At 66.5% G+C, this 22323-nt stretch carries 16 protein-coding genes and 1 pseudogene; 12 read left to right on the top strand and 5 right to left on the bottom strand.

Annotated elements, in window-relative coordinates; translation table 11 throughout:
* Window positions 1–2: 2 nt before the first annotated feature.
* Window positions 3–1322, top strand: coding sequence for a dicarboxylate/amino acid:cation symporter (locus ACZK13_RS16850; protein WP_032127858.1), 1320 nt, complete (start codon window positions 3–5; stop codon window positions 1320–1322).
* Between the two features lie 476 nt (window positions 1323–1798).
* Window positions 1799–3796: a transketolase gene (gene tkt / locus ACZK13_RS16845; protein ID WP_253146060.1), complete on the top strand. Its 1998-nt coding sequence runs from the start codon at window positions 1799–1801 to the stop codon at window positions 3794–3796.
* A gap of 126 nt (window positions 3797–3922) precedes the next feature.
* Here the strand turns inward: tkt and ACZK13_RS16840 are convergent, their stop codons facing one another.
* Entirely contained in the window at window positions 3923–5875 is a 1953-nt protein-coding gene (locus ACZK13_RS16840; protein ID WP_180838619.1) for an acetyl-CoA hydrolase/transferase C-terminal domain-containing protein, read from the bottom strand.
* A gap of 34 nt (window positions 5876–5909) precedes the next feature.
* On the bottom strand, window positions 5910–6467 hold the full coding sequence (locus ACZK13_RS16835) for a flavin reductase family protein (protein WP_125894125.1): 558 nt from the start codon (window positions 6465–6467) through the stop codon (window positions 5910–5912).
* 118 nt (window positions 6468–6585) lie between these two features.
* On the opposite strand from ACZK13_RS16835, the gene ACZK13_RS16830 reads away from it, so the two are divergent.
* The 3 genes from ACZK13_RS16830 to ACZK13_RS16820 are packed head-to-tail and all read left to right on the top strand — an operon-like array spanning window position 6586 to window position 8706.
* On the top strand, window positions 6586–6951 hold the full coding sequence (locus ACZK13_RS16830) for a BlaI/MecI/CopY family transcriptional regulator (protein WP_010484077.1): 366 nt from the start codon (window positions 6586–6588) through the stop codon (window positions 6949–6951).
* Window positions 6944–8146 carry a M56 family metallopeptidase gene (locus ACZK13_RS16825; protein WP_180838620.1) on the top strand — a complete coding sequence of 401 codons (1203 nt, stop codon included), beginning with the start codon at window positions 6944–6946 and terminating at the stop codon, window positions 8144–8146. The genes ACZK13_RS16830 and ACZK13_RS16825 overlap by 8 nt, the downstream gene beginning before the upstream one ends.
* A complete protein-coding gene (locus ACZK13_RS16820; protein WP_180838621.1) occupies window positions 8143–8706 on the top strand; it encodes a hypothetical protein in 564 nt (187 codons plus the stop codon). The genes ACZK13_RS16825 and ACZK13_RS16820 overlap by 4 nt, the downstream gene beginning before the upstream one ends.
* A 57-nt stretch (window positions 8707–8763) precedes the next feature.
* Here the strand turns inward: ACZK13_RS16820 and ACZK13_RS16815 are convergent, their stop codons facing one another.
* Complete coding sequence (locus ACZK13_RS16815) at window positions 8764–9564, bottom strand: MBL fold metallo-hydrolase (RefSeq protein ID WP_071229432.1); 801 nt, start codon at window positions 9562–9564, stop codon at window positions 8764–8766.
* A gap of 11 nt (window positions 9565–9575) precedes the next feature.
* A complete protein-coding gene (locus ACZK13_RS16810) occupies window positions 9576–10394 on the bottom strand; it encodes a S1/P1 nuclease (protein WP_180838622.1) in 819 nt (272 codons plus the stop codon).
* A gap of 621 nt (window positions 10395–11015) precedes the next feature.
* Here ACZK13_RS16810 and ACZK13_RS16805 point away from each other — a divergent pair.
* A complete protein-coding gene (locus tag ACZK13_RS16805) occupies window positions 11016–11930 on the top strand; it encodes an IS110 family RNA-guided transposase (RefSeq protein WP_180838801.1) in 915 nt (304 codons plus the stop codon).
* A 272-nt stretch (window positions 11931–12202) separates the two neighbouring features.
* On the opposite strand, the gene ACZK13_RS16800 is transcribed toward ACZK13_RS16805, so the two are convergent.
* Window positions 12203–12832 (bottom strand): OmpW/AlkL family protein, encoded by a 630-nt coding sequence (locus ACZK13_RS16800; protein WP_125894137.1) that lies wholly within the window; start codon window positions 12830–12832, stop codon window positions 12203–12205.
* Between the two features lie 193 nt (window positions 12833–13025).
* On the opposite strand from ACZK13_RS16800, the gene gap reads away from it, so the two are divergent.
* From gap to pyk, 6 genes and pseudogenes are all read left to right on the top strand, one after another.
* On the top strand, window positions 13026–14030 hold the full coding sequence (gene gap / locus ACZK13_RS16795; RefSeq protein WP_032127866.1) for a type I glyceraldehyde-3-phosphate dehydrogenase: 1005 nt from the start codon (window positions 13026–13028) through the stop codon (window positions 14028–14030).
* Window positions 14031–14155: 125 nt separating this feature from the next.
* A pseudogene (locus ACZK13_RS16790) lies at window positions 14156–16830 on the top strand (DUF2339 domain-containing protein).
* Window positions 16827–18203 carry a DUF3999 domain-containing protein gene (locus tag ACZK13_RS16785; protein ID WP_049422663.1) on the top strand — a complete coding sequence of 459 codons (1377 nt, stop codon included), beginning with the start codon at window positions 16827–16829 and terminating at the stop codon, window positions 18201–18203. The pseudogene ACZK13_RS16790 and the gene ACZK13_RS16785 overlap by 4 nt, the downstream one beginning before the upstream one ends.
* A 638-nt stretch (window positions 18204–18841) precedes the next feature.
* Window positions 18842–20017, top strand: a complete 1176-nt coding sequence (locus tag ACZK13_RS16780) for a phosphoglycerate kinase (protein WP_032127869.1) — start codon at window positions 18842–18844, stop codon at window positions 20015–20017.
* A complete protein-coding gene (locus ACZK13_RS16775; RefSeq protein ID WP_253144758.1) occupies window positions 20014–20667 on the top strand; it encodes an HAD-IA family hydrolase in 654 nt (217 codons plus the stop codon). Before ACZK13_RS16780 ends, ACZK13_RS16775 begins: the two co-directional genes overlap by 4 nt.
* A 180-nt stretch (window positions 20668–20847) precedes the next feature.
* Window positions 20848–22314, top strand: a complete 1467-nt coding sequence (pyk, locus tag ACZK13_RS16770) for a pyruvate kinase (protein ID WP_125892698.1) — start codon at window positions 20848–20850, stop codon at window positions 22312–22314.
* Window positions 22315–22323 lie beyond the last annotated feature (9 nt).

Below are 22323 nucleotides of genomic sequence, written 5' to 3'. Positions count from 1 at the left end.
GCATGACAGCAGCTGCTGCCGACAAGAAGAAGTTGCCCCTGCATTGGAAGATGGGCATCGGCTTTGCGATCGGCCTGATCCTGGGACTGATCGTGCACGCCCTGGGCGGCAGCGTCGATGGTCTGCAGGCCGGTGCCAAGTGGGTAATGGACTACATCACCACCCCGGCTTCGGGCCTGTTCCTCAACCTGATCTTCATGCTGATCGTGCCGCTGATCTTCTCGGCGCTGATCATGGGTGTGTCGGAGATGGGCGACATCCGCGCCCTTGGCCGCATCGGTTGGAAGACCCTGGCCTATACCGTGCTGCTGTCCGGCATTGCCGTGGGCATCGGGCTGGTGCTGGTGAACCTGCTCAAGCCGGGTGTCGGCGTCGACCCGCAGGTCGCTGCGATGATGCTGTCGGAGAACGCCGAGCGCAGCAAGGAGATTGTCGCGGGCATCCATGGCACGCCGAAGGGCATGGACATGCTGCTGTCGATCGTGCCGAGCAACGTGCTGCAGGCCGCGTCTGACAACGGCGCGATCCTGTCGCTGATGTTCTTCGCGCTGATGTTCGGCATCGGCATGGTGCTGACCGACAACGAGAAGGTCGCGCCGCTGCGCCGCGCCATCGAAGGCGTGTTCGAAATTTCGATGACCCTGATCAACCTGGTCATCCGCCTGGCCCCGTATGCGGTGGCCTGCTTCATGTTCAACCTGGCCGCGCTGTTCGGCTTCGAGCTGATCATCCGCCTCGGCGCCTACGTGGGCGTGGTGGTGCTGGCACTCGGCCTGCACATGGTGGTGAGCTACGGCACGGCCGTATGGCTGTCCGGTCGTTCGCCGCTGTCGTTCTTCCGCGATACCCAGGAAGCGACGGTGATGGCGTTCTCCACCGCCTCCAGCAACGCCACCCTGCCGACCGCGCTGCGCGTGGCCGACCAGATGGGCCTGCCGCAGCGCGTGTCGCGCTTCGTGCTGACCGTGGGCGCCACCGCCAACCAGAACGGCACCGCGCTGTTCGAGGGCGTGACGGTGATCTTCCTGGCCCAGTTCTTCGGCGTGGACCTGAGCATCGGCCAGCAGATCATGGTGATGGCGGTCTGCATCCTCGGTGGCATCGGCACGGCCGGCGTGCCGTCAGGCTCGCTGCCGGTGGTGGCGATGATCTGCGCGATGGTGGGCGTGAACCCGCTGGGCATCGGCCTGATCCTGGGCGTGAACCACTTCCTGGACATGTGCCGTACCGCGCTGAACGTGACCGGCGACCTGGCCCTTACCACCCTGGTGGCCAAGGGTGAGTCGCACGATGGCCCGGCGCTGGGCCCGCAGCAGGACTGAGTCCGGATTCCCGTCCCGGGACTCCGGGGACGGGTAGTGCCGGCCGCTGGCCGGGTACGCGTCATCGCATGCGCGCTGCCGCTCCCACGTTTCGCGATGCGAATCGCGGGCCCCCCTTACCGGCCTCCACACCCCGGCGCCTATGGCGCAGCCCCCGAACTCCGGGGGCAGGTAGTGCCGGCCGCTGGCCGGGTACGCGTCATCGCATGCGCGCTGCCGCTCCCACGTTTCGCGATGCGAATCGCGGGCCCCCCTTACCGGCCTCCACACCCCGGCGCCTATGGCGCAGCCCCCGAACTCCGGGGGCGGGGTAGTGCCGGCCGCTGGCCGGCAACTTCATGATCTTCATTGAATTCTGCGCAACTGCCGGCCAGCGGCCGGCACGACCGGGCAAGGTGAACCGACCCCCCGCCCGGCGACTATGGGACAATAGGCCGCCCGCACGTCCGCGGCCGCCTCCCGATTCCGACAGAACCATGACGCAGCCTACCCGTCGCCAGTTGGCCAACGCCATCCGCTTCCTTGCCGCCGATGCGGTTGAAACCGCAAAGTCCGGCCACCCCGGCATGCCCATGGGCATGGCCGACATCGCCGAAGTCCTCTGGAACGACTATCTCCGCCATAACCCGAGCAACCCGCACTGGTTCAACCGCGACCGTTTCGTGCTGTCCAACGGCCACGGTTCGATGCTGCAGTACGCGCTGCTGCACCTGAGCGGTTACGACCTGCCGATCGAGCAGCTGAAGCTGTTCCGCCAGCTGGGCAGCCACACCGCCGGCCACCCGGAACGCCACGAGACCCCGGGCGTGGAAACCACCACCGGCCCGCTGGGCCAGGGTTTCGCCAATGCCGTGGGCTTCGCCCTGGCCGAGAAGCTGCTGGCACAGCGCTTCAACCGCCCGGAACTGGAAGTGGTCGACCACCGCACCTGGGTGTTCATGGGCGATGGCTGCCTGATGGAAGGCGTGTCGCATGAAGCGGCGTCGCTGGCCGGCACCTGGGGCCTGCACAAGCTGGTCTGCTTCTGGGACAACAACCACATCTCCATCGACGGCAACGTCGAGGGCTGGTTCACCGACAATACCCCGGAGCGTTTCGAGGCCTATGGCTGGAACGTCGTGCGCGATGTCGATGGCCACGACCCGGAAAGCATCAAGGCCGGCATCGAGGCCGCGCTGTCGCAGAGCGACAAGCCGACCCTGATCTGCTGCCGCACCACCATTGGTTTCGGTTCGCCGAACAAGGCGGGCAAGGAATCCAGCCACGGCGCTCCGCTGGGCAAGGACGAGCTGGAAGCCACCCGCAAGCAGCTGGGCTGGGAATACGGTCCGTTCGAGATCCCGCAGGCGATCTACGACGGCTGGCGCGCCAATGGCGCTGGCACCCTGCGCCAGGCCGAGTGGGAACAGCTGTTCGACAAGTACGCCAGCCAGTACCCGGCTGAAGCGTCCGAGCTGACCCGCCGTTCGCACGGCGAGCTGCCGGCCGACTTCGTTTCCAAGGCCGATGCCTACATCGCCCAGGTGGCCGCTGAAGGCCCGACGATCGCTTCGCGCAAGGCCTCGCAGCTGGCCATCGAAGCCTACGCCCCGCTGCTGCCGGAAATCGTCGGCGGCTCGGCCGACCTGGCGCACTCCAACCTGACCCTGTGGAAGGGCAGCAAGTCGGTTGCCAGCGACGACGCCAACGCCAACTACGTGTACTACGGCGTGCGCGAGTTCGGCATGACCGCCATTGCCAACGGCCTGGCCCTGCACGGCGGCTTCATTCCGTTCGACGCCACCTTCCTGGTGTTCAGCGATTACGCCCGCAACGGCGTGCGCATGAGCGCGCTGATCCCGGCCCACGCCATCCACGTCTACACCCACGACTCTATCGGCCTGGGCGAAGACGGCCCGACCCACCAGCCGGTGGAGCACCTGGCCTCGCTGCGCTACATCCCGAACAACGACGTGTGGCGTCCGTGCGATGCGGTCGAGTCGGCTGTGAGCTGGAAGGCTGCGATCACCCGTCAGGATGGCCCGAGCTGCCTGGTGTTCAGCCGCCAGAACCTGCCGCACCAGCCGCGCGACGCCGAGCAGATCGCCCAGATCGAGCGCGGTGGCTACGTGCTGGCCGATGCCGCCGGTACCCCGGACGTGATCCTGATCGCCACCGGTTCAGAAGTTTCGCTGGCCACCGAAGCCAAGGCCCAGCTGGATGCAGCTGGCCTCAAGACCCGCGTGGTCTCGATGCCGTCCACCGACGTGTTCCTGCGCCAGGATGCGGCCTACCGTGAATCGGTGCTGCCGAACGCCGTGCGCAAACGCGTTGCGGTGGAAGCCGGCGTCACCGGTTTCTGGCGCCAGTTCGTCGGCCTGGACGGTGCGGTGATTGGTATCGACACCTTCGGTGCCTCGGCCCCGGCCGACCAGCTGTACAAGCACTTCGGCATCACCACCGCCCACGTGGTGGAAGCGGCCAAGGCGCTGTAAGCAGCCTCGCGAAGCAGGAAGGGAAAGGCCGGCGCACGCCGGCCTTTTCTTTGCTCGAGAGAAAAGGGGACGGAGGGGATCAAGTCGTTTGTGCACAAACGACTTGATCCCCTCCGTCCCTTTTTTTCAGGCGGTACGCGCCAGCGCCAGCCGCAGCAGTCGCGCGTCCAGGCGTTCGGCGAAATCCTTGGGTGCCTGCAGGCCCATGCGCTGCAGGTACACCGCATCGCCGTCGCCAGCCGGTTGCCGCAGCGCTGCCCAGACGGTACGCAGTTTGTCGCCGCGGGTCTGCGTGTTGGCCTTCAGCCAGCCCAGCGCTTTCACCAGCACCTGCTCGATCTCGTTGAAGTCGCTGCCCAACGGATAGTCGGGCAGGCTGCCATCGACGCGGAACGGTGCCAGTGCCGCGGACAGTGCCTGCGGCGTGTTGCGCTGCTGGCGCTCCGGATCCGGTTGCGTGGCCGCCAGCAGCTTGCGCGAGGCGTGTGCCTGCTGCAGCAGGCCGCCCTGGAACGGGGCCTCGGTGATTGCGGTCATCGCATGCACGCAGTCCTCGTCGGTCAGGCCGCGCAGGTCGGCGATGCCGTATTCGTTGAGGTAGATGTCGCGCAGGTGGCGTGGGATGGTGGTGTGCCCGTAGTTCCAGCGCACGTTGGATTCGCGCTGGCCCTTGTCATCGCGCGCGGCGCGGAACATCAAGACGCTGCGGGCTTCCGGCAGCGCATGTGCCATCGCCACGAAGTTGTACTGACCACCCACGCCGGACACCACACGTCCATCATCCAGCGCATCCGACACCGCCGCGCCCAGCGCGGTGGCCATCATGCAGGAGTTGAAGAAGCGCGCGTGCCGGCGCTGCAGGCGTTCCAGTGTCTCGTTGCCACCGTACAGCTGGTTGATCTCGCTGATGCGGCGCATGCCGATCGCACGGCATTCGTCTTCCGGCAGCGTGCGCAACCACTCGTAGAACTCCGGCGAGCCCAGGTAGAAGGCGCCATGCAGATACTCGCCCTCGGCAGCCAGGGTGGCGTGGTCGATGGACAGGGTGCTGCCGTTCTCGATGCGCTGCATCAGCGCCAGATCGTCGTGCACCTTGCGCTTGATCACGCCGGTCTGCACCAGCCGGCGGAAGCCCTCGTTGAGCATTTCGCTGCAGCCATACAGGCCGACCTCGAACGGATCCAGTCCGCCGATTTCCTGCACCAGCGGGTGGCTGGCCAGCTGCGGATCCAGCGCATGCAGCACGCGCCGGTAGCGCGCGTTGTCGGTGTGGCGCAGCACCAGCGCATGGCTGAGCGCGTCGGCCAGCGTGCCGATGCCGATCTGCAGGGTGCCGCCGTCGCGCACCAGCGTGCTGGCATACAGGCCGATCGCGTAGTCGGCATCGCCGACCGGCTGCCGCGGCAGCCCGAACAGCGCCGGATACGGCGGCGGCGGGGTGATCACCAGATCGAAGAACGACACATCGACCGTAGCCGAGCCGCCCATATAGGGCAGCTGCGGATCGATCTCGGCGATCAGCAGCGGGCGAGGCAGCCCGCGAGCGGTCATCGCATCCAGCGTGTCCTGGGTGATGTCGTTGTTGCACGACAGCGAGAGCCGGCGGTCGTTCGGCCGCATCGCCACCTTCTGCACGATCACCTGCGGCGCGCGCTGCGCCACCGCATCGGCAGCGTGGGTGTAGTTCAGGCTGGTATAGCTGGACTGCGCCTGCCGCGAGCCGAGCAGGGCGCCGGACTGCATGTAGAACTCTTCCACCTGCACATGTGCCGGCAACGCGTCGCGCGTGATCGCATCGGCATAGGCCAGGCGCGGGAAATCGTCGCCGAAATGGCGCTGCGCAAACGGCGCCATGAAGCGCGCTTCCAGGCCGTTGCCGCGCGCCTTCGGCGGGTTCAGCGACAGCGCGGTATACAGCTGCAGTGGCCGCGACGGATCGTGCTCGACGCGTGCGTAAAGGGCATTGAGCAGCCGATGCGGCTTGCCCAGTGCCAGCGGTGCCCCGATCCGCAGCGGCCCGTCCACGCGCGCGAACAACCAATCGACGGCGGCGTCCAGGTCGGTGAGGTGTTCGGTCATGCGCGGCGGTCCTGCGTGTGGGGGAGTGCGGGCATTACAGCATGTCGGGCTTGAACCGCCGTCGACGCGAGACTTCGGCGCCAGACACCATGAACTGCCCATCGCCCCGGTAATGCACCGTGCGCGGCAGCTTTGGGCGTGGTGCAACATGGGCCCGCACGATTTCCCAGATGAACAGGTTGCTCGATTCCACTTGGCTATCGTCGTAGAGGCGGCATTCGAAGCACGAATGGCATTGCCCGACCAGCGGTGCACCGACCTCGCGCGCCGGCAGCGCATCAAGCTCGAAACGGGCGAACTTGTCGACCTCGCGGCCGCTGCAGTTGCCGATGTCCACCACGGTATCGAGCAGTTCCACCCCCGGCACGTTGATCACGCACTCGCCGCTGCCGCGCGCCAGTGCATGGCTGTGGTTCTCGTGCCACAGGTAGGTGGCGACCAGCGAGGGCGAGAAGCCCATCACCATGTGCCAGCCCATCGTCATCAGGTTGCGCTGGCCGCGCCACGCCGTGCTGACCAGCACGATCGGGCCGGGTTCGAGGAAGCGGCGGGCCTGCTCGACCGGGAATTCCTTCTTGGGCAGCGCTTTCATCCGGGGCCTGGGGCGGGAGGAATCGATGCTGGCGCAGCCGGGATGAACCTGGAGTCGAGGGGCTTGACAGACGATTCGATTACGCGCGTAATCGGGTTATCGATTACGGATGTAAACCATGACCCCGATCAGCGAAGCCGAAGCCGTTGTGATGGAGGTGCTGTGGCAGCAGGCACCGCGTAGCGCCGATGACGTGGTGGCCGCGCTGGCCCATCGTGACTGGGCCGAGCCGACCATCAAGACCCTGCTCAACCGCCTGCTGACCAAGGGGGCGATCGCCGCCGAGCGCGATGGACGGCGCTACCTGTACCGGCCGCTGCTGCAGCGACAGGCGTGGGTGGAGGCGCAGAGCCAGGACTTCATCGGCCGTGTCTTCGAAGGGCGTGTGGCGCCGCTGGTCGCGCACTTCAGCGAACGGGGCCAGCTGAGTGCGCAGGACATCGCCGAACTGAAGAAGCTGATCCAGGAGCTGGACCATGACTGAGCTGCTCGACGGACTGTGGCAGGCCAGCCTGTGGCTGGCAGTGGGCGTGGTCCTGCTGGCGGTGCTGCGACCGCTGCTCGTGCGGTTGGGGGGCGCTGGGCTGGCCTACCGCAGCTGGTGGCTGCTGCCGCTGCTGCTGCTGGCCCTGCTGCTGCCGCTGCCACAGGTGGCACTTCTGGAGCATGTGCCGACGCTGCCGCTGAAAGTGGTACCCGGCGCCGTCGAAGGCATGGCAGGGCAGTCGTTGCCGTGGGCCGGGCTGTTGCTGCTGGCATGGATGCTGGGGGCGGTCCTTTGTCTGCTACGCGATCTACGTGCGCAGCGGCGCTTTGAACGTGGCATGGGCCAACTGTGTGCACGCGCCGATGGCAGCTGGCAGGCCAGCGCCGACCCGGGCCTGCCCGCGCTGGTCGGCCTGTGGCGTCCGCGCATCGTGGTAGGCCCGGACTTCGACCAGCAGTTCACCGCACAGGAGCAGGGCCTGATCCTGCAGCACGAGCGCAGCCACCGTCGCAATGGCGATCACTGGGCCAATGGGGCGCTGCTGATGGCACGCGCGGTGTTCTGGTTCCATCCGCTTCTGCCATGGGCTGCACGCCGCTTCCTGCGGGACCAGGAACTGGCCTGCGATGCCCGCACCATTGCCCCGCAGCCTGCGCTGCGCGGTCTCTACGCCAGCACGCTGCTGAAGGCGCAGCTGGTCCATCCGGTTGCGCCAGCGGTCTGCCATTGGCGCAGCCAACCCGTGTTGAAGGAGCGTATCGCCATGTTGAAGCAGTCCAAGCGGAAGGCATTGCCGTGGGTGTCGGGGCAAGTTCTGGTGGTCGGGTTGTGTCTGGGAATGGGAGCGGTGGCGTGGGCCAGCCAGGGCGGTGCAGCCGCAGACGGCCAGACAGGGGCCGCCATGGATCGGGAGATAGAGGTCGACAAGATGCCGCCACCGTCCTATCCGAAGTCCGCCATCGAACAGCGCCAGGTGGGCGTGGTGAACCTGCGCGTGGACGTGGATGCCAACGGCCATCCGACTGACGTCCAGGTGCTCAGTGCAAGCAATCCGGGTGTGTTCGATGCGGTGTCGATCGCCGCTGCGCGGAGCTGGACCTATCGTCCGGCGATGAAGAACGGAAAGCCCGTTGCAGGGGCTGTGAAGATTCCGATCACCTATGCCATGGACAACACCGAGGACTCCCAGTGAAGTCCGCGCCGCTGTTGATGATGGCGGCGCTGTTGGCAGGATGCGCAACCCAGGACCGGCTGACCACCGTGGATACCCGCAGCGAGAATGTCGGCCATCAGCGCCTGCAGCCGCAGGCCGGTGGCGGCAGCGGGCAAGTGCAGACGTATTCGCTGGGCGCGAGCGAGGGCTACCGGATGCCGCAGTTGTACGCGGCGCCGGATCCGGAGGTCGGTGATCGTGACCCGCGTGCGGAGCTGGCACCGACCACCATCTGCCTGCAGGTGGTGGTTGATGCACAGGGCAGTGTCGAACGCAGCGTGCCGCTGACCGATCGCCCTGAGTGCGCGGCAGGTGCTGCAGGCGAGAATGCGCCCCTGCTGCAGGCGGCGCAGGAAGCCGTGGCGATGTGGAAGTACTCGTCCGCAGCGGTCTGCCACTTCGCGGCTGGCAAGGTGCCTGCCGACCGTGGCGACTGTCGCGGCGCCGAGCGCGTCGAGCCGGTGGCGGTCACCCTGCAGTATGCCTTCACCTTCGAAATCGTGAAGGGACAGCACGTGGTGCGTACGCAGGGAAAATGATCGCTTGCGATGACCGGGGTAGCGCCGGGCCATGCCCGGCGAGCGCAGCGGCGTGGGTCAGGCCCCGCCCTGGATGTTGGCCTTCACCGCGGGCTGCATCAGCTTGGGTTCTTCCAGCGTCGCATCGCGTGCCTGGCGCACGCTGACGAACTCCGCCTCGGCCACGCCGTCATGCACGTGGATGTTGTGTGCGCGCTGTTCGCCGATGGTGGTTTCGTTGGCGAATGCACGACCACCCGGACCGTAGTCGTGGCAGACGAACACGCGCGTCGCATCGGGCAGCGCCAGCAGGCGCTGGATTGAACGGTACAACTGCGCGGCATCGCCACCCGGGAAGTCGCAGCGGGCGGTACCGCCGTCGGGCATGAACAGCGAGTCACCGGTGAACAGCGCATCGTCGATCAGGTAGGCGATGCTGTCGCTGGTATGGCCGGGCACGGCGATCACCTGACAGCGCAGTTCGCCCAGAGCAAAGGTTTCGCTATCGCTGAACAGGTGATCGAAGATGTCATCGGCCGCCGGAAGCTGCAGCCCATAGCGCGGTGCGAAGGTGGCCTGCACCGCGCGGATGCCTTCGCCGATGGCCAGCGTGGCCTGCGGGAAGCGCTCCTTCAGGCGGCGCCCAGCTGACACATGGTCGGCGTGGGCATGGGTTTCCAGCAGCCAGCGCAGCTGCAGGCCCTGTTGTTCGATGGCCTGCAACGCGGCATGCAGCGGCGCTTCACTGCTGGCATCGGTATCCGGGTCGTAGTCCAGGACCGGGTCGATCAGCGCTGCCTCGCCGCTGGCCGGATCACTGACCAGATAGCTGAAGGTATTGCTGTCACGGTGGAAGAACGACTGCACCTGGACTGACATTGGAACGCTCCTCAGCGCGTGCCGAGCACGCGGTTCAGCAACTGCGCCAGGTTCTCACCGGCCAGTCGCAGCTGCGCTTCGGCCAGCGGCCGGTAGCGCTCGGTGTATTCGTCACCGATTTTACGCGAGGCCGGATAAACGCCAGCTTGCATGGAGATGCGGCAGCTGGCTTCGGCCCACGTCTGCGGGTCGCGCTGCGGGTTGGACTGGCGCGCCAGCTTCGGCGCGCGCTGGCTCTGCAGCAGCGGGAGATAGCCGGCGTCGTCCAGCTTGCGGGTGTTGAGCATGCCGCTGTCCCACAGCGAGTGCAGGTTGGTACCGCGGTTGCCGAACTGCAGCTGGAAGTCGTTGCCGCCCTTGTCGTGGGCGTAACCGGCATGCATCGGCTGATGGATGTCGCCGACCAGGTGCACGACGAACTTCAGCGCCTGCAGGCGCTCGCCGTCGGTCAGGCTTCGGTCGCCGAGGATGGCGCTCTGTGCCTTCAGGGCCTCGACGATGCAGTTGCCGTTCTTGCAGTGCTTCGGTGCTTCGTAGTGGCAGTTGTCTTCGGCGATGTTGACGTAGTGCCAGCCGGCCGAGCGACGGCCCAGGCCCGGATCCTTGGCACGCAGCTGATCGGCCCACGGCGCGATGCTGGCCAGCGTGGCGTCCGGTTCGGTGGCCAGCAGGCGGTCCACTTCGGCGCGGGTGGTGGGGTTGAGGCGGGCGTCAGCGACTTCGGCGACAAGGCGGTGGCCTTGCGCGCCCCAGGCATGGGCGGGGGCGGAGACGGACAGCAGGGCCGGCGCCAGGGCGGCGGCGAGGAAGAAGGAGTGCAGGGCTTTCATGCGCACATTCTAGCGGGGGCAGGTGGATTGAAGAGCGGCGCGTTCCTGTTCCGAAGTGGGAGCGCAGCGGGAGGGGCGGCGGGACACGCCGTAAACCCATCCATGGGGGCTCGATGGCGCCATCCATGGCACCAACGGTCCCGCCGCCCCTCCCGCTGCGCTCCCCTCCAAACATGGCCGCGGAGGCGGATGCAAACGTCAAAGGCAACATCAAAAACAAATGCAGGATCAAAATCGGCCTCCTGCAATTACAGGCAACCACTACGCCTCGGATGTTCAGGTTCTGCTTCTGCTCTTGCCTTTGCTTGAGCTGGCACGCGCGCGCAGATGGGAAGGGTGGAGAGGGTGGGGTGATCGGGACCGTTCGCCGCATGGATGCGGCGATCGAGCCTTATCTGATCGGAATCTGGCAGCGTAGGCGTCGAGAGCCGGCGTGGGCCGCCGTGCGAGCCTAGATCTCGACGATCCGTAACCAGGATCGCGACGATCGCCATGTAGCTTGGCGCCCACGCCGGAATCTCCCTTGATCCGCCCGAACAGTTGCTGGAGCGACCACTCGAAGCGATAAGACTGGGCAAGCGGGGGAGCTCTCGACCCTTCCAGACTATACGGAGTCAGGTGATGAACGGGATCGGGATTGATGTCAGCAAGCGTCAGCTGGATATCGGTACGACGGACGGAGAAACCCTGCAGGTCAGCAACAACCGCTCCGGGTTTTCTGAACTGGATGTTTGGCTGAAGAAGCGTCCGACCCGCCAGATCGTGCTTGAAGCCACGGGTGGCTATGAGCAGCCGGTGCTGGATTTCCTGCACAAGGCCGGTCATCCGGTGGCCCGTGCCAATGCCTTGCGCGCCCGGAAACTGGCTCAGGGGTTGGGTCAGACTGCCAAAACCGACCGTTTGGATGCCTACGCGTTGGCGCAGATGGCCGCCCTGGTGAAGCTGCCTCCCTATCAGCCGCTGCAGTCTTGGCAGCAGAAGATGCGGGAGTTCGTTCGGGCACGTCGGCAGGCGATGGACGCCCTGACCATCGCGCGGCAACAGCAGGAAATGGTGCTTGATCGTGAACTGCGCCGACTACTGCAGGGCAACATCACCCGCCTACAAACGTTGGTTGAGCGTCTGGGCAAGCAGATCGTCGAGCAGGTTGGTCAGCAGCCTCAACTGAAGATGCTGAAGTCGATGAAGGGCGTAGGGCCTGTGCTGCAGGCAGTTCTAGCCAGCTATCTGCCAGAGCTTGGCAGGATCACTGGCAAGCGCATCGCCAGCCTGGTCGGGGTAGCCCCGATGTCCCACGACAGCGGCACGATGAGAGGAAAACGAAGCATCCACGGTGGAAGAGCCGAAATCCGGCAAGTGCTCTACATGGCGGCAATGTCGGCCATGCGGCATGAACCTCGGCTGCGCGATTTTTACCAGTCGCTACGAGCCCGCGGCAAGGAAGGCAAGGTGGCCATCGTGGCAGTGATGCGGAAGATGCTGGTCATCCTCAACGCCCGTGTGCGCGACGCTGAAAGCGGGCTAGTCCCCGCCTGAGGCGAGCCAGGGCGAAAGACCAAAGGCTGCCGGCCAGCGGCCGGCACTACCGTGCCCGTTTACCTGACGGGCCTGAGACTCTCCAGCAACACAGTTGCTACAGGGACGTATTTACGGCGTGTCCCGATCACCCCACCCTCTCCGCCCAATTCCAGATGCCGGTGCTTTTCGTGCAAATAAAAAAGCCCCGGCAATCACCGGGGCAACATGCTGCGAGGGTTTTGCATGTAGCGGGGGAGCGGGGGCGAAGCCCCCGCGCTCAACACACCGCTTTAGAACTTGAAGACGTACGAAGCGCCGTAGACCAGCGGATCGATGTTGACCGTGCCGATCTTCTCGCCGTTCAACTTCACCTTGCTGTCGATGTCGATCCAGCGCATGTCCACGCGCAGTGCGCCCTTCCCGCCGATCGCGAAGTCCACGCCCGCATGCGCGGCCAGGCCCCACGAATCCTGCAGCTTCAGGCGGCTGTCCTTCAGCGCACCGGTGGTGTCTTCGCTGAAGAAGGTCGTGTAGTTCACGCCCGCACCGATGAACGGCGACACCTTGCCCTTGCTGTTGAAGTGGTACTGCACGGTCACCACCGGCGGCAGCTGCTTGGTGCTGCCCACGCGGCCCAGGCCGTTGATGTTGATGTCGTGCTTGAACGGCAGCGCGGCCAGCACTTCGATGCCCAGGTTGTCGGCGATGAAGTACTCACCGGTGATGGTCGGCTTGACGTCGTTGTCGACGTCGACCTTCAGGGTGTGGTTGGCCAGCCAGCCGTTGTTCGACTTCGGGGCCACCTGGTGCACGCCGGCGGAGAGGGTCCAGTCGCCCTTGGACTGGGCCATGGCCGGGGCGGCGGCGAGGGACAGGGCGGCGGCCAGGCTGGCCACGATCAGGGGGGAGGTCTTGCGCATGGGGGTGATCTCGTTGCTGGGTGGATGCAGCCAGTCTCGGCCTCACATCGCGCTAACGCTTTGATCCGGATCAAATCCTGTCCGCCGGCCTGCTGCCTGCCGGGGCTGCCCGGCGGTGGCCAGCCCCGGTTTGCTAGACTTGTGGGCCCTATCCATCCCGCCGCACCCGTCGCGGCCGCAGGAGCTTGAGAACATGGCAATCAAGGTTGGTATCAACGGTTTCGGTCGCATCGGGCGTAACGTCCTGCGCTCGGCGGTGCTGAACTTCGGCGACGACATCGAAATCGTGGCCATCAACGATCTGCTGGAGCCGGACTATCTGGCGTACATGCTCAAGTACGACTCCGTGCATGGCCGTTTCAAGGCTGACGTGGCGGTGCAGGGCAACGACCTGCTGGTCAACGGCAAGAAGATCCGCCTGACCCAGGAACGCGACCCGGCCAACCTGAAGTGGAACGAAGTGGACGTGGACGTGGTGATCGAATCCACCGGCCTGTTCCTGACCAAGGAAACCGCGCAGAAGCACATCGATGCCGGCGCCAAGAAGGTCATCATGTCGGCCCCGTCGAAGGACGACACGCCGATGTTCGTCTACGGCGTGAACGACAAGACCTACGCCGGCCAGGCAATCGTCTCCAACGCGTCGTGCACCACCAACTGCCTGGCCCCGCTGGCCAAGGTCATCAACGACAAGTGGGGCATCAAGCGTGGCCTGATGACCACCGTGCATGCGGCTACCGCTACCCAGAAGACCGTCGATGGCCCGTCCAACAAGGATTGGCGTGGTGGCCGCGGCATCCTGGAGAACATCATTCCGTCGTCCACCGGTGCGGCCAAGGCCGTCGGCGTGGTCATCCCGGAACTGAACAAGAAGCTGACCGGCATGAGCTTCCGTGTCCCGACCTCGGACGTGTCGGTGGTCGACCTGACCGTCGAGCTGGAAAAGGAAGCCACCTACGCCGAGATCTGCGCGGAAGTGAAGGCACAGAGCGAAGGCCCGCTGAAGGGCATCCTGGGCTACACCGAAGACAAGGTCGTGGCCACCGATTTCCGCGGCGAGACCTGCACCTCGGTGTTCGACGCCGAAGCCGGCATCGCCCTGGACGGCACCTTCGTCAAGCTGGTCACCTGGTACGACAACGAGTGGGGCTACTCGAACAAGTGCCTGGAAATGGCCAAGGTCGTCGCCGCCAAGTAAGGCCGGCCAAGATCGCGCACGGACCCCGGCCTGGCCGGGGTTCGTCGTTTATGGGGCCAGCCCTGTCGTAGCATGGGGCGGTCGACCGCTGCCGCTGGGGCGCGGGATTGCAATGGAAGCATGCAATGGAAGCATTGATAGCCCTGGTGGTACTGGTTCTGCTGGCCATCCCGCTGCTGCTGGTGGTGGCGCTGGTGATGATTGCCGGCCTGCGCCGCCGAGTGGCCGCGCTGGAAGGTGCCTTGGCCGCCGCGCCGGCCGCCCGCCCGGCTGCAGCCGAGCCTGCGCCGGAACGGGCTGCGCCCATGCCTGCGGCTGGCGCCGATCCGCCGTTCCTGCGGCCGGTGGCGGCTGCCGCGCCGCCTCCCCCCAGCCAATGCCGCCGCCGGTGCACGAACCGGTGCCTGCGGCAGTGGAGGCGCCGCGCCCGGTCGCACCACCGCCGGTGCCACCCGTGCCAGTGCAGCCGCCGTTGCCTTCCGAACCGACGCTGCCGAACTTCATCGAGCGCGGCATCGGAGCGGTCAAGCGCTGGTTCACCGAGGGCAACGTGCCGGTCAAGATCGGCATGCTGGTGCTGCTGGCCGGTGTTGCCGCGCTGTTGAAGTACGTCAGTGACCAGGGCTGGCTGGTGCTGCCGATCGAGCTGCGCCTGGCCGGTGTCACCGTGGGTGCGCTGGGCCTGCTGGCGTTCGGTTGGCATCAGCGCGAGCGCCGGCGCTTGTTCGCACTGGCGCTGCAGGGCGGTGCCATCGGCGTGCTGCTGCTGACCATCTTCGCCGCATTCAAGCGGTTCGAGTTGCTCAACCCCGGGTTTGCCTTCGCCAGTTCGATCGCGCTGGTGGCCGGGCTGTGCGTGCTGGCGGTGGTGCAGAACTCGCGCACGCTGGCGGTGCTGGGCATCCTCGCAGGCTTCATGGCACCGCTGTGGCTGTCCACCGGCAGCGGCAACCACGTGGGGTTGTTCAGCTACTACGCGGTGCTCAACGCCGGCATCTTCGCCATTGCCTGGTTCCGGCCGTGGCGCGCGCTGAACCTGCTGGGCTTCGCCTTCACCTTCGGCATCGGTACGTTCTGGGGCGTGCTGCAGTACGCGCCGGACAAGTTCAGCAGCACCGAGCCGTTCCTGCTGCTGTTCTTCGCCTTCTACCTGCTGATCCCGCTGCTGTACGCACGCCGGCAGCCCGCCGGGCGGCGTGACCTGGTCGACGGCAGCCTGGTGTTCGGTACGCCCTTGGTCGCCTTCTCGCTGCAGGCCGGCATGCTGCACGAGCAGCCGATGACGCTGGCGCTGTGCGCACTGGGCCTGGCGGCGATCTACGCCGTACTGGCGCGGGCACTGATTGCGCGCGCGTCGTACACCGTGCTGGCGCAGTCGCATGCGGTGCTGGCGGTGGGCTTCGTCACGCTGGCGGTGCCGCTGGCCTTGTCGGCGCGTGCCACCGGCGCGGTGTTCGCGCTGGAAGGTGCAGGCCTGGCCTGGCTGGGCCTGCGCCAGAAACGCTGGCTGCCGCAGGTGTCCGGTGCGTTGTTGCAGATGGGCGCAGCGTTCGCTTTCGTGGCCGGTGGCGATCACTGGCATGAGGACCTGCGCTTCCTGCTCAACCCGACCGCGATCGGTGCATTGCTGCTGGCCGTTGCCGGCTTCGCGTCGGCCTGGAGCTACCAGCGCAGGCAGCGCCACGAGATTGCCCTGGTCTACTACCTGTGGGGCCTGCTGTGGTGGCTGGGTGGTCTGGTGCACGAGATCACCCGTTTCTTCCCGTACCGCACCGAAGTGGATGCACTGCTGGTGCTGGCTGCCGTTACCGCATGGCTGGCCGCCGAAGTACAGCGGCGCCAGCCGGCGCGTGCGCTGGGGGTGACCGCACTCGCGATGCTGGCGCTGGGCTTCCCACTGGCGCTGATACAGAGCGACGCGCACCATCAGCCGTTCGCTGGCTACGGCGCGCTGGCCTGGGCAGTGTTCGCGGTGCTGGGCGTGCGCACGCTGCTGTGCCTGCGCCAGGGCGGCAATACCGTGGCACGCATCGCGCAGTTCCTGTGGTGGCTGCTGTGGCCGTCGCTGCTTTCGCTGCTGGCTCTGTGGGGTGGTGGCGAGGCCGATCTGGCACAGGGCTGGACGACGCTGCTGGTGACCCTGCCGTGGCTGCTGATGGCGGCGCTGTCGCTGTGGCGCTGGAATGCGCTGCGCTGGCCGCTGGGTGCAGCGTTCGACCGCGTGCGCCAGCCGCTGCAGTGCGTGCTGTTCGGCCTGTTGTCGATCGGCTGGCTGTCCGGCCAGCTGCTGCCGGGCGATGCTGCGCCGCTGCTGTGGCTGCCGGTGCTGAATCCGGCGGAGATCGGGCAGTGGCTGAGCCTGCTGCTGCTGGCGCGTTGGCTGTACAGCGATCAGGCGCCGCAGGCGCTGCTGGGTATCCGCATGCCGCTGCTGTCACTGGCAACCTTCGTCGCGTTGACCAGCGTTGTGCTGCATGGCGTGCATCAGTGGGGCGGCCTGTCCTGGAACGCGTCGATGATGCGCTTCAGCCTGGCGCAGACCAGCCTGACCGTGCTGTGGAGCGTGCTCGGCGTGATTGCCTGGGTGTGGGGCTCGCGCCGTGGCCAGCGCGTGTTGTGGATGGTCGGTGCGGTGCTGATGGGCGTGGTGCTGGCCAAGCTGGTCATCGTCGATCGCCAGCACCTGGGCAACCTGCTGGGCATCGCATCGTTCATCGCCTACGGCCTGCTGTGCACGGTCGTGGGTTATCTGGCACCGGCACCGCCGAGCGCGGCGCCGACCGTGGAGGAAAAACAATGAAGACGTGGAGCAGGGCGCTGCTGCCGGCGATGTTCGGCATGCTGGCCGCCGTCACCGCACAGGCCGCCGATTACCGTACCCAGTACGCCGAGCAGTGGCCGCTGACGTTGTCCAGCGCACAATCGGGTGCCTACCGTGTCGTGCTGGAACCGGCGATCTACCGTCGCGCCGGTAGTGCGGACCTGGGCGATGTGCAGGTGTTCAATGCCGCCGGCCAATCGTTGCCGTCGGCCTTGCTGGCGCCGGACCAGCCGCTGGCACAGCCGCCGGTGCAGCGTGAGCTGCCGTGGTTCGCGTTGCCGCCGCTGGCCGAAGCGCAGCGCAACGACCTGCAGTTGCTGACCGAGCGCGATACCGATGGTCGCGTACGCCGGGTCGAGGCGCGTGTGGGTGGTGGTGCGGTAGCGAACGGGCAGGGCGGTTGGCTGATCGATGCCAGCGTGCTCGGCCAGCAACCATTGGCGGCACTGGTGCTGGATTGGGCGGATAGTGGCCAGCCGTTGCAGGCACAGGTGCAGCTGGACGTCAGCGACGACCTGCAGCACTGGCGTGCGATTGGCCGCGACATTCCGCTGGTGGATCTGCAGCGCGCCGGCAAGCGCCTGCTGCAGCGCCGTCTGCAGGTGGATGGTGAAGCGCGCTATCTGCGTGTGCTGGCGCAGGGCGATGCCCGTCTGCCAACGCTGCGCAGCGTACTGGCCGAGTTGCCGCCGGCACCGGCCACACTGCCGTGGGAGTGGCTGTCGCTGGAACCGACCTCGAAGCGCAAGGGCGAATACACCTTCGAGATGGATGGCCGCTTCCCGGCGGCGCGTGCTGACGTGGCCAGCACCGACAACAGCCTGGTGCAGTGGACATTGTTCAGCCGCGATGACGAGAGCGCGGAATGGCAGCGCCGTAGTGCACCGTGGATTGCCTATCAGCTGCAGCAGGGCGCGCAGGGCCAGCGTCAGCAATCGGCCGCGCAGCCGCTGGGCGGTGTGCATCGGGATCGTTACTGGAAGCTGGTAGCGAATCCGGCTGAAACGGCGACGGCTCCAACCCTGCGTCTGGGTTATCAGCCGGAAGTGTTGGTGTTCCTGAGCCAGGGCGCGGCGCCGTATGCGCTGGCGGTGGGCAGCTCGACTGCGCGCCGGATGGAGGCGCCGATCGGTGTGCTGATCGAGGAGCTGCGGCAGCGCAATGATCCGTCGTGGCAGCCGACGCTGGCGCGCCTGGAGGGCAGCCCGGAGCCGCTGGCCGGTGAGTCGGCACTGAAGCCGCAGCACGACTGGAAGTCGTGGCTGCTGTGGGCGTTGCTGGGGCTGGGTGTGTTGGTTGTTGGCGGCCTGGCGGTCAGCCTGCTTCGGCAGAAGCCGGCGCCTTCGGCGTAGGTTCCGGCGAACGGCGCAGCCCCTCGTGGGTGGGGTTTGTCGTGCAAAGCAAAAGCAGAAGCCGCGCTTGGCCGGGCGGGGTGGGTTCGCGGGGGACGCCGCAAGTACGTCCTTGTAGGCTTGGCAGCCGCATCCATGCGGCTGACACCCCCGCGAACCCACCCCGCCCGGCCTCTGACAGTTTCCGTGTGCGTCCACCCACGGAAGAGAAAGAAGAAGAGCAAGAGCGGAAGCGGATCGCTTCGCTCGACGGCCATCGGGGTCAGATCCGTTTTCCGCAGGAAAACGGATCTGACCTCTTCGTTCTTCATCCGACACCACACACTGCTTGTGCCTTTGCCATCCGCTCCGCCTCATGAACCTTTCGAGGCCGGGGTAGTGTGGGCTGGCAGGGGTATCCGCGCCATGGATGGCGCGGCTAAGCCTCCAGGGACGGATTCACGGCGTCCCCTGCCAGCCCACACTACCCCGGCCCAGCCCCAGCATCACGAAGCGCCAGCGCTTTGGCCGTTGCCGTAGCTGTTGCAGTTGCTGTGCGCCTCTGCCTGCCGCAGGCATCGGCCCTCCCACCACCCGCACCCGATACAATGGCCGTCTGCCGTAGCCCGGCATCCCGTCCCTGAGCCAAAGAGTTGCCCATGTCCATCGTCCGCATGACCGACCTCGACCTCTCCGGCAAGCGCGTGCTGATCCGCCAGGATCTGAACGTGCCGATCGAGAATGGCCGCATCACCTCCGAACAGCGCATCACCGCTTCGCTGCCGACGCTCAAGCGCGCGCTGGAGCAGGGCGCGGCGGTGATGGTCACCTCACACCTGGGGCGCCCGAAGGAAGGTGTGTGGAGCGAAGCCGATTCGCTGGCGCCGGTGGCCCAGCGCCTGTCCGAGCTGCTCGGTCGCGAGGTTCCGCTGGTGCGCGACTGGGTCGACGGTGTCGACGTGCAGCCGGGCCAGCTGGTGCTGCTGGAAAACTGCCGCATGAACGTCGGCGAGGGCAAGGACGATGAAGCCCTGTCGAAGAAGTACGCCGCCCTGTGCGATGTGTTCGTGATGGATGCCTTCGGCACTGCGCACCGTGCGCAGGCTTCGACCCATGGCGTCATCCGCTTCGCCCCGGTCGCGGCCGGTGGCCCGCTGCTGATGGCCGAGCTGGACGCGCTGGCGCAGGCGCTGGATGCACCGGCCAAGCCGCTGCTGGCCATCGTCGCCGGCAGCAAGGTCAGCACCAAGCTGGAACTGCTGGCCAACCTGGTCGGCAAGGTCGATCAGCTGATCGTCGGTGGTGGCATCGCCAATACCTTCATCGCTGCCGCCGGCTACAACGTCGGCAAGTCGCTGTACGAGCCGGACCTGCTGGACACCGCGAAGAAGATCGTGGCCGATGCCAAGGCGCGTGGCGCCGATATCCCGCTGCCGGTGGACGTGGTCACCGCCAAGCAGTTCATGCCGGACGCGGTTGCCGAAGTGAAGGCGGTCGACGCCGTTGCCGAAGACGACCTGATCCTGGACATCGGCCCGCAGACCGCGGCGCAGTACGCGCAGCTGATCGGGAAGGCCGGTACCGTGGTCTGGAACGGTCCGGTCGGTGTGTTCGAATTCGAGGCCTTCAGCAAGGGCACCGAAGCGCTGGCCCGTGCCATCGCCAGTTCGCCGGCGTTCTCCATCGCCGGTGGCGGCGACACCCTGGCCGCGGTCGACAAGTTCGATATCGCCCAGCAGGTCAGCTACATCTCCACCGGTGGCGGTGCGTTCCTGGAATTCCTGGAAGGCAAGACCCTGCCGGCGGTGGCCGCACTCGACGCGCGCGGCGCATGAGTGCCGATCGCAGCAAGGATGTCCTGTTCTTCGACCTGGACGGTACGCTGATCGATTCGCAGGTGGGTATCACCGCCTGCATCGCCTATGCGCTGCAGAAGATGGACCATCCGGTGCCACCGCAGGAGACCCTGCTGGGCTGGATCGGTCCGTCGCTGCGCACCACCTTCGCGCCGCTGTTCGGTGAACCGGCGCGGGTGGAACAGGCGGTGGGCTACTACCGTGAGCGCTTCGACGCCGAGGGCTGGCGCGAGCACACGGTGTACCCGCAGGTGGAAGACACCCTTCGCACGCTGCATGGTCGTGGCCATCGCCTGGCGGTGGTCACTGCCAAGAACGAACCGCACGCGCGCCGCATCCTTGCCCACCTTCCGTTCGGCGGGCTGTTCGAGGAGATCGTCGGTTCAACCTTGGATGGCTCGCGCAGCCACAAGCCGGAACTGGTCGGCGAAGCGCTGCGCCGGTTGCAGGTGCAGCCGGCGCACTGCTGGATGATCGGCGACCGCCGCATGGACATTGAAGGCGCGCGTCACCATGGCCTGCGCAGCGTCGGTGTGTTGTGGGGCTTTGGCGGTGAGGCCGAACTCACCGAAGCCGGTGCCGGGCAGCTGGCCCGTGAGCCGGCGCAGCTGGAAACGCTGCTGGCGTGATGCGCCGTTGATCGGTAACGCCGGGCCATGCCCGGCGCCACCACCACCCTGCGCCAGCGTATGTCCGGCCGATGTCCGTTCCATGACCCGCGAAGTCAGGCGGCACAAGGCTGTAACCGTATACATGCGGCGTGAAGGATGTGCTAATTTCCATTCTTTATCGGGAGAGGCCCATTCACCATGTTCGAGCGTCAGCGTCGCACCAAGATCCTTGCCACCCTCGGTCCGGCCACTGATCCGCCGGGCGTGCTGGAGGATCTGTTCCGCGCCGGCGTCAACGTGGTGCGCCTGAACTTCAGCCATGGCGATCCCTCCGGCCAGGCCAAGCGTGCTGCCGAAGTGCGCGCTGCCGCGGCCCGCGTGGGCGTGGAAGTCGGCATCCTGGCCGACCTGCCGGGCCCGAAGATCCGTATCGAGCGCTTCGCCGAAGGCAAGGTACAGCTGAAGGCGGGCAACCGCTTCGACCTGATCGCAAGCACCAGCGCCGGCCCGGGTGACGCCACCCAGGTGGGCGTGAGCTACCTCGGCCTGCCGCAGGACGTGGGTCCGGGCGATGTGCTGCTGCTCGACGACGGCCTGATGCAGCTGCAGGTGGTGGAAGTGCAGGGCGAACGCATCATCAACACCGTACTGAACGACGGTGTGCTGTCCGACCGCAAGGGCCTGAACAAGCAGGGCGGTGGCCTGTCGCTGGGCGCGCTGACCGAGCGCGACAAGGAACTGATCGGCATCGTCGCCAAGATCGGTGTCGACTTCATCGCCGTGTCGTTCTGCCGCAATGCGCAGGACATGAACGACGCGCGTGAGATCGCCCGCTCGCACGGCTGCGATGCCGCGCTGGTGTCGAAGATCGAGCGCACCGAGGCGATCGAGAACCTGGAAGAGATCGTCGAGGCCAGCGACGTGGTGATGGTGGCCCGTGGCGACCTTGGCGTGGAAATCGGCGATGCCGAACTGCCGGGCCTGCAGAAGAAGATCATCAAGGCCTCGCTGGCGCAGAACAAGGTGGTCATCACCGCTACGCAGATGCTGCAGTCGATGGTCGAAAGCCCGATTCCGACCCGCGCCGAAGTGCTGGACGTGGCCAACTCGGTCATCGACGGCACCGATGCGGTCATGCTGTCGGCCGAAACTGCTGCCGGTGCCTACCCGGTCAAGGCCGTGGAAGCGATGGCGCGCATCTGCCTGGGTGCAGAGCGCCAGTTCCAGACCGAGACCGACTTCAACGCTTCGCCGCGCAACCTGGAACGTGCCGACCAGGCCATTGCCATGGCCACCATGTTCCTGTCGCAGCACGTGGGCGTGCGCGCGATCGTGGCGATGACCGAATCCGGTGGCACCGCCCGCTACCTGTCGCGTTTCCGCGCCAAGGCGCCGGTGTTCGCGGTCACCCGCCACGACGGTGCACGCCGCCAGATGGCGCTGATGCGCGATGTCTACCCGATCAACTTCGACAGCCGTGGCCTGACCCCGCGTGAAGCCGCACGCGGCAGCATCCGCCTGCTGGTGGAAGCCGAACTGCTGCAGGCCGGTGACCGCGTCGTGTTCACCAGCGGTGAGCACATGGAAACCCTGGGCGCGACCAACACCCTGCGCCTGCTGGAAGTGGGCGAAGACGGCCGCGCCAGCGGCCTGGGCGATCTGTAAACCCAGGCG

The sequence above is a fragment of the Stenotrophomonas sp. 99219_Sma genome, from assembly GCF_056480785.1.
This window is presented reverse-complemented; position numbering and strand designations above follow the sequence as displayed.

Coding starts and splice junctions, on each gene's coding strand:
- ACZK13_RS16850 (WP_032127858.1), top strand. CDS start 3: ATGACAGCAGCTGCTGCCGACAAGAAGAAGTTGCCCCTGCATTGGAAG.
- tkt (WP_253146060.1), top strand. CDS start 1,799: ATGACGCAGCCTACCCGTCGCCAGTTGGCCAACGCCATCCGCTTCCTT.
- ACZK13_RS16840 (WP_180838619.1), bottom strand. CDS start 5,875: ATGACCGAACACCTCACCGACCTGGACGCCGCCGTCGATTGGTTGTTC.
- ACZK13_RS16835 (WP_125894125.1), bottom strand. CDS start 6,467: ATGAAAGCGCTGCCCAAGAAGGAATTCCCGGTCGAGCAGGCCCGCCGC.
- ACZK13_RS16830 (WP_010484077.1), top strand. CDS start 6,586: ATGACCCCGATCAGCGAAGCCGAAGCCGTTGTGATGGAGGTGCTGTGG.
- ACZK13_RS16825 (WP_180838620.1), top strand. CDS start 6,944: ATGACTGAGCTGCTCGACGGACTGTGGCAGGCCAGCCTGTGGCTGGCA.
- ACZK13_RS16815 (WP_071229432.1), bottom strand. CDS start 9,564: ATGTCAGTCCAGGTGCAGTCGTTCTTCCACCGTGACAGCAATACCTTC.
- ACZK13_RS16810 (WP_180838622.1), bottom strand. CDS start 10,394: ATGAAAGCCCTGCACTCCTTCTTCCTCGCCGCCGCCCTGGCGCCGGCC.
- ACZK13_RS16805 (WP_180838801.1), top strand. CDS start 11,016: ATGAACGGGATCGGGATTGATGTCAGCAAGCGTCAGCTGGATATCGGT.
- ACZK13_RS16800 (WP_125894137.1), bottom strand. CDS start 12,832: ATGCGCAAGACCTCCCCCCTGATCGTGGCCAGCCTGGCCGCCGCCCTG.
- gap (WP_032127866.1), top strand. CDS start 13,026: ATGGCAATCAAGGTTGGTATCAACGGTTTCGGTCGCATCGGGCGTAAC.
- ACZK13_RS16785 (WP_049422663.1), top strand. CDS start 16,827: ATGAAGACGTGGAGCAGGGCGCTGCTGCCGGCGATGTTCGGCATGCTG.
- ACZK13_RS16780 (WP_032127869.1), top strand. CDS start 18,842: ATGTCCATCGTCCGCATGACCGACCTCGACCTCTCCGGCAAGCGCGTG.
- ACZK13_RS16775 (WP_253144758.1), top strand. CDS start 20,014: ATGAGTGCCGATCGCAGCAAGGATGTCCTGTTCTTCGACCTGGACGGT.
- pyk (WP_125892698.1), top strand. CDS start 20,848: ATGTTCGAGCGTCAGCGTCGCACCAAGATCCTTGCCACCCTCGGTCCG.